This is a genomic window from Streptomyces coelicoflavus, from assembly GCF_045041415.1.
In the GTDB taxonomy this organism is placed as follows: Bacteria; Actinomycetota; Actinomycetes; order Streptomycetales; family Streptomycetaceae; genus Streptomyces; species Streptomyces coelicoflavus.
On sequence record NZ_CP108218.1, the window covers coordinates 3,612,719 to 3,625,316 of the forward strand.

The window sequence follows — 12,598 nt, forward strand, 5'->3', positions numbered from 1 at the left end:
GACGCCATGGACTACTCACACACCGACACGGAACTCGTCCGCCAGCCCATCGGCTACTGGACCTGGGCGGCGTACAAGGCCGTCGTCACCCGCACCCGGGCGGCCCTCGCCGAGCTCGGCACGACCCAGCCCCAGTGGTGGGTCCTCGCCCAGGTGGCCCGCGCGGACAGCCCGAAGACCCGCGCCGAGGTCTCCGCGCTCCTGCGGAACTACCTCGACACGGGCCCGGAGGCGATGGAGTCGGAGATCGACGCGACGGTCACGGCGGGCTGGATCGTGCAGGACGCGGAGACCTCGGACGGCCGTCTCTCCCTCACCCCGGAGGGCCGGGCGTTCTTCGAGAAGGCCGCCGCCCTCCAGGACGACCTGTGGACGGAACGCCACGCCGGCGTCTCCGACGAGGAGTACCTGACGACGATGAAGGTGCTCCAGCGCGTCATCCACAACACGGGCGGCCGCGCCTGGCACCACTGAGCCCGCAGCCCGGACACCGTTATCGTCTGTCGTCCTGCCGCACCCGGTACGCACGGGCCGCGCCGATCAGCCAGTGCCGACGCTTCCTGCGGCGGAAGCAGAAGCGCATCGAGAGCAGCGTCAGGACGGCCGCCACCGCCAGGGAGACGGCGACGCCGACGAGCACCCGCCGCCCGTCCGCCCCGGTGTCGATCTCCATGAGGAGGGCGGTCGGGATCCAGACGCCCCGCGCGACGGCCAGCCACACGAACAGGGTCAGGCCAACGCGCTCCGGTGCCCGGTACCGCCATGTCCCCTCGTGTCGAGGGTCGTGGATGCCGCGCATCCTCCGAGTGTGACAGCCCCGAACCCCCGGGCACAGGGCGCCGCCGCCGGGGCTGTGGACCCGCGTCAGGAGGCGGTCGCCCCGGCCGGCGGCCACGGCACGTCGGCCAGCAAGGGCAGCAACACCTCCTCCTCGTAGTCGAGATGCGCGTTGAGCTGCGCGGACATCTCGTCCAACTCGGCTCGGAAACGCGCCGGTTCGGCGATGGTGAGACCGTCCAGCAGGGCGGCCAGCTCCCCCTGGACGCGGGCGACCGTGCGGTGCTCGTCGGCGAGCCGGTCGAAGACGTCGGTCAGGTGGGGATGGTGCCGGGCGATCCCCGGAAACAGGTGCCCGTCCTCGCTCACATGGTGGAACTCCAGCGCCTGGCAGAACGCCAGGCACCGCTGCCGGATCTGCAGCCCGAGGCTCGGCGGCGCCCCGTCCGCCCCCGGCGCCGCGAAGTACGCCTCGGTCTCGGCCCGCACCTGCCGCACCTGCCCCCGCAGCCAGGTGTGCACCTCCAGCACCTTGTCGGCGAGGGTACGCACTTCCCGGGGCCGCCCTTCCCACTCCTCGGGCTCGGCCTGCTCCAGCACCACGACCGGCAGCAGCCGTGCGGTACGGGCCTGGTAGTCGCCGTAGCCGGGCGAGGCCCGCACCACGTGCGCGAACAGTTCCTCGCGCCGGGCACCCTCGGCGGGCACCGCCAGCGCCTCGAAGCTCTCCGTGCCCACCTCCACCCGGACCACGGGGTGGGCGAGCAGGTTGTGGTACCAGTCGGGATGCCGGGGGCCGCCGAGATGGGACCCGACGACGAGCAGGGAATCCCCATGGCGGACGTACCCGAGCGGAGTGGTCCGCGAGGCGCCCGACCTGGCGCCGGTGGTGGTCAGCAGCAGCAGGTCACCGCCTGCGAAGGGACCGCCGACCTTCCCCCCGTTGGCGCGGAACTCGTCGATGACGGACTGGTGGAACGACGTGGGCATACGTTTCTGTTTCTCCGGAACGGCAGGCCACAGCGACGGCAACGACACGTGCCGCGGCGTGCGAGGGAATGAGGGGCGAGGGACGAGCACGAGAGCCGACGGGCGGAAACGCCGCGTCGACGACTCGGAATCAGGGCGCGGAGTATGAACGCATCACGGACCCCTTGCATGAAGGGCGCTCGCCCGATCGCCGGCCGGCCCACTGCTCTTTGACCGGCGCCACGCGGCACCACCGTCATTACACGCACCGGCCCGCCACCTGTCAACGCGGGCCCGCCTGCCACCGGTTGCCGGACCTACCGCACCCGTACGACGTGCTTGCCCCGCACGCCCCCGGCCGCCAGGGCCCGTTGGGCGTCGGCGACCCCGTCGAGCGGGTGGACGGTGTCGACGACGGGGACGATGTCACCGCGCTCGGCGAGCCGGGCGGCCTCGGCGAGCAGCGCGCCGTCGGGATTGCCGCTGAAGAAGCGGATCCGCCCCTTCCCGTGCACGACGGAGCCGAGCACGGTGCCGAGCGCGGCGAGCGGCCGGTCGAAGTCGACGGTGACGGCGACCATGCGCCCGCCCGGCGCCAGCAGTCGCCGCACCCGGGCCTGCTCGGTGCCGACGGTGTCGAGGACGACGTCGAAGCGGCCGAGCGCGGACAGCGCGGTCGTCCGGTGGTCCAGCGCCTCCTCGGCGCCGAGCCCCCGCACGAAGTCGAGGTTCCGCCCACCCGCGAGGGCGACGACACGCGCCCCGAGCACCTTTCCCACCTGCACGGCGACACTGCCCACGCCGCCGCTCCCGCCCCGCACCAGCAGCCGCTCACCGGGTTGCAGGGCGGCCTTGTCCCGCAGCGCGGTCAGCGCCGTGGTCGCACCCGCGAGCATCGAGACGGCCTCCTCCGGGGTGAGGTTCTCCGGTGCGGGCGCGATCCGCCGCGGGCTGACGGCGACGTACTCGGCCATGCTGCCGGTACGGCGCCCCAGCAGCCCCCACACCCGCTGTCCCTCCCGCACCCCGCGGACCGAGGCCCCGACCTCGGTCACCTCCCCCGCGAAGTCGATGCCGCACCCCTTGGGAAAGGCCCGGCCGGTCACCAGGCGCACCTTGCCCGTCCGGTCGTGCAGGTCCCCGCCGTTGACCCCGGCGGCACGCACCCGCACCAGCACCTCGCCGGGTCCGATGCCCGGCACCGGCCGCCGTCCGACGTACAGCACCTCGGGAGGCCCGTACCGGTCGAAGAGAACCGCCTTCATCTCACTCATGTCTCGCACCCCATGTCTCGCGCCCGGTGTCCCGTGATCCACATCGCGTTCGGGAAGCGCGGAGGCGAGGCCCGCCTCCGCTGCTAACCTCACGCTAGACACCTAAGTGGACGACACCCTCCACTTAACCCGGAAGTGAGAAACATGCCTGACCAGCCCTCTCACAAGCCCGCAGAGCACACCACCAAGGTCTCTGCGCCGGACGCGCTGCGGGCCGACGCCCGCCGCAACCGCGCACGCGTCCTGGAGGCCGCGCGCGAGGTCTTCGCCGCCCAGGGCGTCGACGCCCCGATGAGCGCGGTCGCCCGCCGGGCGGGCGTCGGCGTGGCCACCCTCTACCGCCGCTTCCCCACCCGGTCCGCCCTCGTCACCGCCGCCTTCGAGGACCAGCTCACCGTGTGCGCGGCCGCGTTCGACGAGGCCCTGGCCGACCCCGACCCGGGACACGGCCTGTACACGCTGCTGCGCAAGGTGTGCACCACGCTGGTCACCGACCGCGGCTTCGAGACGGTGTTCATGGCCGGTTTCCCGGCGTCCCTGGACTACGACCGGGAGCGCGCCTGCGCCGAGGAGCGCCTGACCCACCTGGTCCAGCGCGCCCGCGACGCGGGCCGGCTCCGCGAGGACTTCTCCCCCGCCGACATCCCCCTGCTCCTGCTGGCCGTGAGCGGCCTGGCCTCCCAGCCTCCCGAAGCCGCCGTCCCCGCCGCCCACCGCCTCCTGACCTACCTCTTCCAGTCCTTCCAGGCCGACCCGCCGCCCCGCCCGGCCCCTCTGCCGCCCGCCCCGGCACTGGACCTGAGCGGGCTGCACCGGCCGGTGCCGGCGCAGCCGTCTACTGTGCGCCCATGAGCGCGACACCCGGTGACGACTGCCGCCTTCCCCCGGCCCTGGCCGACGTGGCCCGTATCGAGTTCGACTACGCCGACGGCGACGGAATCGACTTCGAGCCCTACGCGGCCTTCGACTCCGCCGAGGAGACCACGCACTGGCTGCGCCAGTGGACGGGAAACCCCGAAGCCGACGGCTCCTCCTACCGCGTGTTCGGCCAGGACGGCAGCGGCGGCCTCGCGGCCCTGTGGCACGGACGCCCCGGCCGCCCTCTCACCGAGCAGCCCGTGGTGTACGTGGGCTCGGAGGGCGAGTGCGACGTGGTCGCCGGGAACCTGTCCGACTTCCTGTGGCTGCTGGCCGACGGCACCGGCCCGGCAGAGGCGGTCCTCTTCGGCCCCGTGTCACGCCCCGACCCGGCACTCACCGCCCTCGCCGAACGCCACGCCACCACCCCACGCCGCCCGGCCGCGGACATCGTCAAGGAGGCCCGCGCCGCCTTCCCGACCTTCGCGGAGGACCTCTGGGCCCTCTGCCGGTGAGCGGCGCCCCGGGCGCGGCCGTGTACCCAGCGGTTCAGGCGGCGCGCCCGACCTCGCCGACACTCGTCCGCGACTCCGAGAACCCCACCGGCCCCCCGCCCGTCCCTCACCCCGCCACCTGGACGGCGTTCCTGGAAACGACTGCGGGGCGCCCCTGACAGGGCGCCCCGCAGTCACATCTCACCTCAGGTCGAGGACCGCCGTCTCCGCGACCCCGGTCGCCGTTCGCTCGGCCGGGTCACCGGGTCCCCCGCCTCCAGGGCCGCCGCCCGGCGCCGCAGGCCGAAGTCGGCCAGGGCCTCCGCCAGCTTGGTGACGGACGGCTCGGGGGACATGACGTCGACGCGCAGGCCGTGTTCCTCGGCCGTCTTGGCCGTGGCCGGGCCGATGCAGGCGATCACCGTGACGTTGTGCGGCTTGCCCGCGATGCCGACCAGGTTGCGGACCGTGGACGACGAGGTGAAGAGCACCGCGTCGAAGCCGCCGCCCTTGATGGCCTCCCGGGTCGTGGCCGGGGGCGGCGAGGCGCGCACCGTACGGTAGGCGGTGACGTCGTCGACCTCCCAGCCCAGCTCGATCAGACCGGCGACGAGAGTCTCGGTCGCGATGTCCGCACGAGGCAGGAAGACGCGGTCGATCGGGTCGAAGACCGGGTCGTAGGGCGGCCAGTCCTCGAGGAGACCGGCGGCCGACTGCTCGCCGCTCGGGACCAGGTCCGGCTTCACGCCGAAGGCGATCAGCGCGTTGGCCGTCTGCTCGCCGACCGCCGCGACCTTGATGCCGGCGAAGGCGCGGGCGTCGAGCCCGTACTCCTCGAACTTCTCGCGGACCGCCTTCACCGCGTTGACCGAAGTGAACGCGATCCACTCGTAGCGGCCGGTCACCAGGCCCTTGACCGCCCGCTCCATCTGCTGCGGGGTGCGCGGGGGCTCCACCGCGATGGTCGGGACCTCGTGCGGGACCGCGCCGTAGGACCGAAGCTGGTCGGAGAGCGACGCCGCCTGCTCCTTCGTTCGCGGGACGAGGACCTTCCAACCGAACAGCGGCTTGGACTCGAACCACGAGAGCTGGTCGCGCCGGGCGGATGCGCTGCGCTCGCCGACCACGGCTATCACCGGGCGGCCGCCGTCCGGGGACGGCAGCACCTTCGCCTGCTTCAGGGTCTGGGCGACCGTGCCGAGCGTGGCGGACCAGGTGCGCTGCCGGGTCGTCGTACCCGCGATCGTGACCGTCAGCGGGGTGTCCGGCTTGCGGCCCGCCGACACCAGCTCGCCGGCCGCCGCGGCGACCGAGTCGAGCGTCGTCGACACGACCACCGTGCCGTCGGAGGCGCCCACCTCGGTCCAGCAGCGGTCCGACGCCGTACGGGCGTCCACGAACCGGACGTCGGCACCCTGGGCGTCCCGCAGCGGCACACCGGCGTACGCGGGCACGCCGACGGCGTTCGCGATGCCGGGGACGACCTCGAAGGGCACCCCGGCCGCGGCGCAGGCCAGCATCTCCTCGGCGGCGTACGCGTCGAGCCCGGGGTCACCGGTCACCGCACGCACGACCCGCCTGCCGCCCCGCGCGGCCTCCATGACAAGATGTGCGGCATCCCGCACGGCGGGGACACCGACGGCAGTTGACGCACCGTCAACAACCGTCAGCTGGGGTGCGCCTGTGCCCGGATCCGACGGGTCGGCATCCGTGTGCACCTCCGACACGCCCTGCCTCGCGTGCGTCCGCACGACGTCGAGCACCTCGTGCTCGGCGACGAGGACGTCCGCGTGGGCCAGCGCCTCCACGGCGCGCAGAGTCAGCAGTCCCGGATCTCCGGGTCCGGCACCGAGGAAGGTGACGTGCCCGTGTTCCGGACCGGCGGGAAAGGTGGTGGGGCTCAATGTGCTCGCTCCCCCATCAGACCGGCCGCGCCCTGGGCGAGCATCTCGGTGGCCATGTCGCGACCGAGTGCCATCGCCGCCTCGTGCGTCTGGGGCACGGGACCGGTGGTGGACAGCTGCACCAGCGTCGAGCCGTCGGTCGTGCCGACGACGCCGCGCAGGCGCATTTCCTTGACAGTCCGCCCGTCGGCCAGAAGGTCGGCCAGCGCCCCGACGGGTGCGCTGCAGCCGGCCTCCAGGGCGGCGAGCAGTGACCGCTCGGCCGTTACGGCGGCCCGCGTGAACGGGTCGTCGAGTTCGGCGAGCGCGGCGATGAGGTCCGCGTTGTCCGCGGGGCACTCGACCGCCAGTGCCCCCTGGCCGGGGGCCGGCAAAACCGTGTCGACCGACAGGAAGTCGGTCACCTCGTCGATGCGTCCCACCCGGTTCAGCCCGGCGGCGGCCAGCACGACCGCGTCCAGCTCACCGCTGCGGACGTATCCGATGCGCGTGTCGACGTTGCCCCGGATCGGGACCGTCTCGATCTCCATGCCGTGGGTGCGGGCGTACGCGTTCAGCTGCGCCATGCGGCGCGGCGCCCCCGTACCGATGCGCGCACCGCGCGGCAGGTCGGTCAGCTTGCGCGCGTCCCGGGCGACGACCACGTCCCGCGGGTCCTCACGCACCGGCACGGCGGCCACGACCAGGCCCTCGTGCTGCGCGGTGGGGAGGTCCTTGAGCGAGTGAACCGCGAAGTCCACCTCACCCCGCAGCAGTGCGTCGCGCAGCGCGGCGACGAACACGCCCGTGCCGCCGATCTGCGCCAGGTGCTCGCGCGACGTGTCGCCGTACGTGGTGATCTCGACCAGCTCAACGGGCCGACCGGTCACCTGGCTCACGGCGTCCGCCACCTGCCCGGACTGCGCCATGGCGAGCTTGCTGCGCCTGGTCCCCAGCCTCAGTGCCTTCTCAGTCATGCCGGCCCTCGGTTCTTCTCAGTGGTGCTGTTCCCGGCGCGGGAGACGGAGGCCACCGTCTCCTGGTCGAGGTCGAACAGGGTGCGCAGCGCGTCCGCGTACCCGGCGCCGCCGGGTTCGGCGGCGAGCTGCTTGACCCGCACCGTCGGTGCGTGCAGCAGTTTGTCGACCACACGCTTGACGGTCTGGGTGATCTCGGCGCGGTGCTTGTCGTCGAGCCCCGGCAGCCGCCCTTCCAGGCGGGCGATCTCGCCGGCCACGACGTCCGCGGCCATGCTGCGCAGCGCGACCACGGTGGGCGTGATGTGCGCGGCGCGCTGGGCGGCGCCGAAGGCCGCGACCTCGTCGGCGACGATCCGGCGGACCATGTCGACGTCGGCGGCCATCGGTGCGTCGGCGGAGGCGTCGGCGAGCGACTCGATGTCCACCAGGCGTACGCCCGCCAGCCGGTGCACGGCGGCGTCGACGTCGCGCGGCATCGCCAGGTCGAGGAGGAAGAGCACGGGCTCCGGGCGCGGCACCTCGGCGACCGGCTCCGGGCGGCGGCGCTCGGGAATGCGGCCGACACGCGTCGCCGTCGCGGCGAGCGCGCCGATCAGCTCGGCGTCCGCCTCCGGTCCCGGCCGGCCCGTCTCGCGGGGCCGGTCCACCGCCGTACCGCCCGCGGCCCAGGCCCCGTGCTGCTCCAGCGTCGCCGCGTCCATGCCGGCCACGGCGGCCTCGCCCATGACGGAGAAGCCGGAGGGGACGGAGGACAGGTCCAGCGGGCAGTTGTCGTCTGCGGCGGCGGCACCGGCGTTCGGCAGTGGCGTTTCCGCGGTCGGCCGCTCGTCCGCTTCCCGTACGCCGACGGTGGCGGCCCCGGCGGGAGCGCCGGTACGGCCCTCCACCGCCGCCGCCACCGCGTCCGCCGTGAGGACCAGGCCGGTCGCGCCCGTGCAGGAGACGGCCACGTCGGCACGTGTCAGCTCGCCCGGCACCGCGTCCATCGGTACCGCGTGGGCCAGCACGTCCGTGTCGTCGCCCTCGGAGAGGATCTGTGCGAGGCGCTCGGCGCGCTCGAAGGTGCGGTTGGCGACCACGATCTCGGCGACCCCGGACCGGGCCAGCGTCGCGGCGGCCAGCGAGGACATCGAACCGGCGCCGATCACCAGGGCCTTCTTGCCCCGCGCCCACCGCTGGACGTCGGCCCCGGCGGACAGCTGCTCCAGGCCGAAGGTGACCAGGGACTGTCCGGCGCGGTCGATGCCGGTCTCGTGGTGGGCGCGCTTGCCGACCCGCAGCGCCTGCTGGAACAGGTCGTTCAGCAGCCGTCCGGCGCTGTGCAGGTCCTGGGCGCGGGCCAGGGAGTCCTTTATCTGGCCGAGGATCTGACCCTCGCCGACCACCATCGAGTCGAGTCCGCAGGCCACCGAGAACAGGTGGTGGACGGCCCGGTCCTCGTAGTGCACGTAGAGGTGGGGAGTGAGCTCCTCCAGGCCGACGCCGCTGTGCTGGGCGAGCAGCGTGGACAGCTCGGCGACACCGGCGTGGAACTTGTCCACGTCGGCGTACAGCTCGATGCGGTTGCAGGTGGCCAGGACCGCGGCCTCGGCGGCCGGTTCGGCGGCGACCGTGTCCTGGAGCAGCTTGAGCTGCGCGTCCGCGTTCAGGGACGCCCGCTCCAGCACGCTGACCGGCGCGCTGCGGTGGCTCAGCCCGACGACGAGGAGGCTCATGCCGGCATCACGGCGGGTACGTCCCCGTCGGGTCCCTGGTCGGCGGAGCCGGTGGAGTGCGGCTGCTTGCGGGCGGCGACGGGCGGTACGACGCCGGCGTCGCCCGCGGCGTCCTCGCCCGCCTTGCGCTGCTCGTGGAAGGCGAGGATCTGGAGCTCGATGGAGAGGTCGACCTTGCGCACGTCGACGCCCTCGGGGACGTTCAGCACGGTCGGCGCGAAGTTGAGGATGGAGGTGACACCGGCGGCCACGAGACGGTCGCAGACCTGCTGGGCGGCACCGGCGGGGGTCGCGATCACACCGATCGAGACACCGTCGTCCTGGATGATCTTCTCCAGCTCGTCGGTGTGCTGCACCGGGATGCCGGCCACGGGCTTTCCGGCCATCCCCGGATCGGCGTCGATGAGCGCGGCGACCCGGAAACCGCGGGAGGCGAACCCGCCGTAGTTGGCGAGGGCGGCGCCGAGGTTGCCGATTCCTACGATGACAACCGGCCAGTCCTGGGTGAGGCCGAGTTCGCGCGAGATCTGGTAGACGAGATACTCGACGTCGTAGCCGACACCACGCGTCCCGTAGGAGCCCAGGTAGGAGAAGTCCTTGCGCAGCTTCGCGGAGTTGACCCCCGCCGCCGCGGCCAGCTCCTCGGAGGAGACCGTGGGCACCGAGCGCTCGGAGAGCGCGGTCAGCGCGCGGAGGTACAGCGGAAGCCTGGCGACGGTGGCCTCGGGAATCCCTCGGCTGCGGGTCGCCGGTCGGTGTGCTCGGCCAGTTGCCACGGTGCTCCTGCGGGTAGAGCGGGGCTGTAGGCGGTCATACGTCCCTACATGACCGCCCCGTCGAATGCAGGCTATGTCTTTGTGAACGCGTGCACAAAGATGGTGTCCGATTTGCCCGGCCAACGTGACCGGGGTCACGCGCCCCCGGCGCACGGTACGGGAACCGGCGCGTACAGACCCTCGTCCCTCACTCATCGGGGGCAAAGCCGCACACACTCCTCACGATCAACGCCCCCGAGACCTGGTCACCATCGATCCTAAGCGACCATACGGACTACTTGTACTGATCGGTCAGTGCCTTGCGCAGCCGTTCCTCGTTCACACGCCAGAAGGTGTGCTGCCGTCCGTCGACCAGCACGACCGGAATCTGCTCCCAGTACTGGTCGTGGAGCCGGCGGTCCTCGGTGATGTCCTTCCCCTCCCAGGGGACACCGAGTTCGGCACAGACCTTCTCGACGACGAGCTGTGCGTCATCACACAGATGACAGCCGGGTTTGCGGATGAGGGTGACGAGATGGTTCTCGGAGTGCTCAGAGGGCTGGGGGGCCTGGGAAGGCTGGGGCTGCGCGGGCTTCCGGTGGAAGAGGGGGCTCATGCCGGCCATTCTCGCGCGCACGGGCACCCCCGCGCCGGGCGGCCGTCCGGCGGCGAGGTCGCCCGGAGTTCACGGGCCGCAAACCTCTCGGCTCCGAAGCGTCCGAACAGACTGGCTATGCTCACGGGCATGGCCGCTCTTCGATGGCTCACTCCCCGTAGGCGCTCCGCCACGGCGCGGAGCGTGTTGGCAGGCGAGGCCTCGGCGGAGGCGGCGCGCAAGTCCGCGGAGGCCGCCGAGACCCCCCAGGACTCCGGCTCCGGCACCGCGGAGCCGGAGTTCCCGGTGCACGGCGACGACCGGGCCGCCGCCTTCTTCGACCTCGACAACACCGTCATGCAGGGCGCCGCGATCTTCCACTTCGGCCGGGGCCTGTACAAGCGGAAGTTCTTCGAGACCCGCGACCTCGCCCGCTTCGCCTGGCAGCAGGCGTGGTTCCGGCTGGCCGGGTTCGAGGACCCCGAGCACATGCAGGACGCCCGCGACTCCGCGCTCTCCATCGTCAAGGGCCACCGCGTCTCCGAACTGGAGACGATCGGCGAGGAGATCTACGACGAGTACATGGCCGAGCGCATCTGGCCCGGCACCCGCGCCCTCGCCCAGGCCCACCTGGACGCCGGGCAGAAGGTCTGGCTGGTCACGGCGGCCCCGGTGGAGATCGCCCAGGTGATCGCCCGCCGCCTGGGCCTGACCGGCGCGCTCGGCACGGTCGCCGAGTCGATCGGCGGCGTCTACACGGGCAAGCTGGTCGGCGAACCGCTGCACGGCCCCGCGAAGGCCGAGGCGGTCCGGGCGCTGGCCGCGGCCGAGGCCCTGGACCTGTCCCGCTGCGCCGCCTACAGCGACTCCCACAACGACATCCCGATGCTGTCGCTGGTCGGACACCCGTATGCCATCAACCCCGACTCCAAGCTGCGCAAGCACGCCCGCGAGCTGGAGTGGCGGCTGCGCGACTACCGCACCGGCCGCAAGGCGGCCAAGGTCGGCATCCCGGCGGCCGCGGGCGTCGGCGCGGTGGCGGGCGGCACCGCGGCGGCCATCGCGCTGCACCGCCGCCGCCGTTGACGCGCCGCCGTCCCGTGCCGTCGGCCCAATCGGGATGACGTACCCCCGGGACGGGCTCTCCAGTCCCCCTTGCGCACATCGACCACAACACGCTCTGTAGTCACACGGATTTCGAACCGTTTCGGTCAATTACTGATCACTCTGCGGCAGCTGACCGGGCGTCAATCGGGCACGGAAGCGACGTAATCGATGATTTGAGCAACTGGGCGTAGCAGTGCCTGCACGAAGCGTTATTCTCCTCAGACGCATTCCGGTACCCCACCTTCGCTACGACGGGTGAATGGTTCCGTACTGCACGTGATGGAAGTCCTGCCTCTGGGAGTCCCGTGTACCCACACGTCGGGGTTGACGCCTCGGGCCTGGCTACGCTGCGCGCAACGGTCAAATCAGCCCAAGACCTGTTGCGCGGCTTCGTCCCCACCGCGTATGCCGTCCCCGCCCTCGCCGCGGCCGCCGTGCCCGCCGGTCCGTGCTACGCGCTGGCCGAAGGAAGCGCCGCCGTCGGCAGACGAGCGCGGTCGTCCTCGTCCGGGGCCGCCGCCACCACCCACCGCCGCCCCGCCGCGGACAGCGACAGCGCCCGCATGATGGACCTGGTCGAACGGGCCCAGGCCGGCGAGGCCGACGCCTTCGGCCGCCTCTACGACCAGTACAGCGACACCGTGTACCGCTACATCTACTACCGCGTGGGCGGCAAGGCCACCGCCGAGGACCTCACCAGCGAGACCTTCCTGCGGGCCCTGCGGCGCATCGGCACCTTCACCTGGCAGGGCCGCGACTTCGGCGCCTGGCTCGTGACCATCGCCCGCAACCTGGTCGCCGACCACTTCAAGTCCAGCCGCTTCCGCCTCGAGGTCACCACCGGCGAGATGCTCGACGCCAACGAGGTCGAGCGGTCCCCCGAGGACTCCGTCCTCGAATCGCTCTCGAACGCCGCCCTGCTGGAGGCGGTACGGCGGCTCAACCCGCAGCAGCAGGAATGCGTGACCCTGCGCTTCCTCCAGGGCCTCTCGGTCGCCGAGACCGCCCGCGTCATGGGCAAGAACGAGGGCGCCATCAAGACGCTCCAGTACCGGGCCGTGCGCACCCTCGCCCGGCTGCTCCCGGACGACGCCCGCTGAGGGCGTTCACTGCCCGCATTCCCCAAGTCACCATCGGTGAGAGAGTGTTGAGTCCGCGGTCCGATCATCCGCCGTCCGTAACCCAAGTGCC

General features: G+C 72.4%; 13 protein-coding genes. 5 read left to right on the plus strand and 8 right to left on the minus strand.

Annotated features, from left to right (window positions below; all coding sequences use genetic code 11):
* The first annotated feature begins 6 nt into the window (after window positions 1-6).
* Window positions 7-474: a MarR family winged helix-turn-helix transcriptional regulator gene (locus tag OHA99_RS16010; protein ID WP_153178554.1), complete on the plus strand. Its 468-nt coding sequence runs from the start codon at window positions 7-9 to the stop codon at window positions 472-474.
* 19 nt (window positions 475-493) lie between these two features.
* On the opposite strand, the gene OHA99_RS16015 is transcribed toward OHA99_RS16010, so the two are convergent.
* The 3 genes from OHA99_RS16015 to OHA99_RS16025 form a co-directional block, all read right to left on the minus strand.
* On the minus strand, window positions 494-799 hold the full coding sequence (locus tag OHA99_RS16015; protein WP_153178555.1) for a hypothetical protein: 306 nt from the start codon (window positions 797-799) through the stop codon (window positions 494-496).
* Between the two features lie 65 nt (window positions 800-864).
* Complete coding sequence (locus OHA99_RS16020) at window positions 865-1,767, minus strand: nitroreductase/quinone reductase family protein (protein ID WP_405696282.1); 903 nt, start codon at window positions 1,765-1,767, stop codon at window positions 865-867.
* Between the two features lie 296 nt (window positions 1,768-2,063).
* Window positions 2,064-3,020 carry an NAD(P)-dependent alcohol dehydrogenase gene (locus OHA99_RS16025; protein ID WP_405696284.1) on the minus strand — a complete coding sequence of 319 codons (957 nt, stop codon included), beginning with the start codon at window positions 3,018-3,020 and terminating at the stop codon, window positions 2,064-2,066.
* Between the two features lie 144 nt (window positions 3,021-3,164).
* Here OHA99_RS16025 and OHA99_RS16030 point away from each other — a divergent pair, with 144 nt between their 5' ends.
* Both OHA99_RS16030 and OHA99_RS16035 read left to right on the plus strand, forming a co-directional pair.
* Window positions 3,165-3,872, plus strand: coding sequence for a helix-turn-helix domain-containing protein (locus OHA99_RS16030; RefSeq protein WP_345962707.1), 708 nt, complete (start codon window positions 3,165-3,167; stop codon window positions 3,870-3,872).
* A complete protein-coding gene (locus OHA99_RS16035; RefSeq protein WP_405696287.1) occupies window positions 3,869-4,393 on the plus strand; it encodes an SMI1/KNR4 family protein in 525 nt (174 codons plus the stop codon). The genes OHA99_RS16030 and OHA99_RS16035 overlap by 4 nt, the downstream gene beginning before the upstream one ends.
* 185 nt (window positions 4,394-4,578) lie before the next feature.
* Here OHA99_RS16035 and OHA99_RS16040 read toward each other — a convergent pair whose 3' ends face one another.
* The 5 genes from OHA99_RS16040 to OHA99_RS16060 all read right to left on the minus strand — a co-directional run bounded on the left by OHA99_RS16040 (window position 4,579) and on the right by OHA99_RS16060 (window position 10,330).
* A complete protein-coding gene (locus tag OHA99_RS16040; RefSeq protein ID WP_153178560.1) occupies window positions 4,579-6,276 on the minus strand; it encodes a bifunctional uroporphyrinogen-III C-methyltransferase/uroporphyrinogen-III synthase in 1,698 nt (565 codons plus the stop codon).
* Window positions 6,273-7,232, minus strand: coding sequence for a hydroxymethylbilane synthase (gene hemC / locus OHA99_RS16045; RefSeq protein WP_153178561.1), 960 nt, complete (start codon window positions 7,230-7,232; stop codon window positions 6,273-6,275). The genes OHA99_RS16040 and hemC overlap by 4 nt, the downstream gene beginning before the upstream one ends.
* Window positions 7,229-8,950: a glutamyl-tRNA reductase gene (locus OHA99_RS16050; RefSeq protein ID WP_405696291.1), complete on the minus strand. Its 1,722-nt coding sequence runs from the start codon at window positions 8,948-8,950 to the stop codon at window positions 7,229-7,231. Before OHA99_RS16050 ends, hemC begins: the two co-directional genes overlap by 4 nt.
* Window positions 8,947-9,726 carry a redox-sensing transcriptional repressor Rex gene (locus OHA99_RS16055; protein ID WP_153178563.1) on the minus strand — a complete coding sequence of 260 codons (780 nt, stop codon included), beginning with the start codon at window positions 9,724-9,726 and terminating at the stop codon, window positions 8,947-8,949. The genes OHA99_RS16050 and OHA99_RS16055 overlap by 4 nt, the downstream gene beginning before the upstream one ends.
* A gap of 274 nt (window positions 9,727-10,000) precedes the next feature.
* Window positions 10,001-10,330: a glutaredoxin family protein gene (locus OHA99_RS16060; RefSeq protein ID WP_153181822.1), complete on the minus strand. Its 330-nt coding sequence runs from the start codon at window positions 10,328-10,330 to the stop codon at window positions 10,001-10,003.
* 120 nt (window positions 10,331-10,450) lie between these two features.
* Here OHA99_RS16060 and OHA99_RS16065 point away from each other — a divergent pair, with 120 nt between their 5' ends.
* Together OHA99_RS16065 and OHA99_RS16070 are read left to right on the plus strand one after the other, a co-directional pair.
* Complete coding sequence (locus OHA99_RS16065; protein WP_194279970.1) at window positions 10,451-11,386, plus strand: HAD family phosphatase; 936 nt, start codon at window positions 10,451-10,453, stop codon at window positions 11,384-11,386.
* Window positions 11,387-11,712: 326 nt separating this feature from the next.
* The gene (locus OHA99_RS16070) at window positions 11,713-12,507 is read left to right on the plus strand and encodes an ECF subfamily RNA polymerase sigma factor, BldN family (RefSeq protein ID WP_164383732.1); all 795 of its coding nucleotides are present in this window, start codon (window positions 11,713-11,715) and stop codon (window positions 12,505-12,507) included.
* The last annotated feature ends 91 nt before the right edge of the window (window positions 12,508-12,598 follow it).

Bases quoted from the DNA above. Each gene is read 5' to 3' on its own strand.
- OHA99_RS16035 (WP_405696287.1), top strand. From the start codon at position 3,869: ATGAGCGCGACACCCGGTGACGACTGCCGCCTTCCCCCGGCCCTGGCC.
- OHA99_RS16060 (WP_153181822.1), bottom strand. From the start codon at position 10,330: ATGGCCGGCATGAGCCCCCTCTTCCACCGGAAGCCCGCGCAGCCCCAG.
- hemC (WP_153178561.1), bottom strand. From the start codon at position 7,232: ATGACTGAGAAGGCACTGAGGCTGGGGACCAGGCGCAGCAAGCTCGCC.
- OHA99_RS16065 (WP_194279970.1), top strand. From the start codon at position 10,451: ATGGCCGCTCTTCGATGGCTCACTCCCCGTAGGCGCTCCGCCACGGCG.
- OHA99_RS16030 (WP_345962707.1), top strand. From the start codon at position 3,165: ATGCCTGACCAGCCCTCTCACAAGCCCGCAGAGCACACCACCAAGGTC.
- OHA99_RS16015 (WP_153178555.1), bottom strand. From the start codon at position 799: ATGCGCGGCATCCACGACCCTCGACACGAGGGGACATGGCGGTACCGG.
- OHA99_RS16010 (WP_153178554.1), top strand. From the start codon at position 7: ATGGACTACTCACACACCGACACGGAACTCGTCCGCCAGCCCATCGGC.
- OHA99_RS16050 (WP_405696291.1), bottom strand. From the start codon at position 8,950: ATGAGCCTCCTCGTCGTCGGGCTGAGCCACCGCAGCGCGCCGGTCAGC.
- OHA99_RS16025 (WP_405696284.1), bottom strand. From the start codon at position 3,020: ATGAGTGAGATGAAGGCGGTTCTCTTCGACCGGTACGGGCCTCCCGAG.
- OHA99_RS16020 (WP_405696282.1), bottom strand. From the start codon at position 1,767: ATGCCCACGTCGTTCCACCAGTCCGTCATCGACGAGTTCCGCGCCAAC.